The sequence below is a fragment of the Pseudomonas sp. Sample_9 genome, assembly GCF_004307535.1.
GTDB lineage: Bacteria > Pseudomonadota > Gammaproteobacteria > Pseudomonadales > Pseudomonadaceae > Aquipseudomonas > Aquipseudomonas mercuritolerans.
Genome location: NZ_RAZO01000190.1, coordinates 1 through 1,077 on the forward strand (window position 1 = coordinate 1; position 1,077 = coordinate 1,077).

Annotated in this window: 1 protein-coding gene and 1 riboswitch; the gene reads right to left on the bottom strand. The window is 61.7% G+C overall.

Going from position 1 to position 1,077, the window contains the following annotated elements; genetic code table 11:
- Positions 1-616 (bottom strand): low-specificity L-threonine aldolase (gene ltaE, locus D6877_RS10430; RefSeq protein WP_130910700.1); only part of this gene is annotated, 616 nt, incomplete at its 3' end.
- A 275-nt stretch (positions 617-891) separates the two neighbouring features.
- Positions 892-1,063, top strand: a riboswitch (FMN riboswitch).
- The last annotated feature ends 14 nt before the right edge of the window (positions 1,064-1,077 follow it).

Sequence of the window (1,077 nt, forward strand, 5' to 3'; positions counted from 1 at the left end):
CGACCGGCGCGCCGAGGCCTTTGGACAGGCACACCGACACCGAATCGAAATGCTGAGTGATTTCCCGGGCATCGACGCCAAGCCTGACCGCCGCGTTGTACAACCGCGCGCCGTCCAAGTGCAATAGCAGGCCATGCTCTTGAGTAAAGCGTCGGGCTCGGGCCAGATACTCCAGCGGCAGCACCTTACCCTGCATAGTGTTTTCCAGCGCCAGCAAACGGCTGCGGGCGAAATGGAAATCGTCCGGCTTGATCGCCGCCGCGACCTGATCCAGATCCAGTGAACCGTCGGCCTGCACTTCCAGCGGCTGCGGCTGAATCGAACCGAGCACCGCCGCCCCGCCACCTTCGTACTTATAGGTGTGCGCCTGCTGACCGACGATGTACTCATCGCCACGCTCGCAGTGCGCCATCAGGCCGAGCAGGTTGCTCATGGTCCCGGTCGGCACGAACAGCGCGGCGGCAAAGCCCAGGCGTTTGGCCAGTTCGGCCTCGAGGCGATTGACCGTCGGATCTTCGCCGTACACATCGTCGCCGGTGTCCGCTGCGGTCATCGCCTCGAGCATGGCGGGAGTCGGTTGGGTGACGGTGTCGCTGCGAAGATCGATAACACTCATGAACCTGGCCTCTGGTCAGCAGGGGGAATCCCTTGGTGAAGTGGGATTACTGCGGTCATCGCGCAGATTAATCAACCCTCGACCGAAGAAAAATCACCGCCCTCAGGAAAAAGCACAATCCTTGTGGGAGCGAGCCTGCTCGCGAAAGCGCAGTAACAGTCAGCATATGCGTTGAATGTGAAGCCGCATTCGCGAGCAGGCTCGCTCCCGCAGTGTCATGTGCATGGCCGGGAAATATGTGTTACAAACTTGCCGCCGCCCGCCTATGGGCGGCGAAACGTTCTCAGGGCGGGGTGCAATTCCCCACCGGCGGTAATTGCGCGCAATGCGCATAGCCCGCGAGCGCTTGGCGTTGCACACGACTTGAGTCGGGTGCGTCGGCAAGGTCAGCAGACCCGGTGTGATTCCGGGGCCGACGGTCATAGTCCGGATGAAGAGAGAACGGGATCGACGCCAAAGGG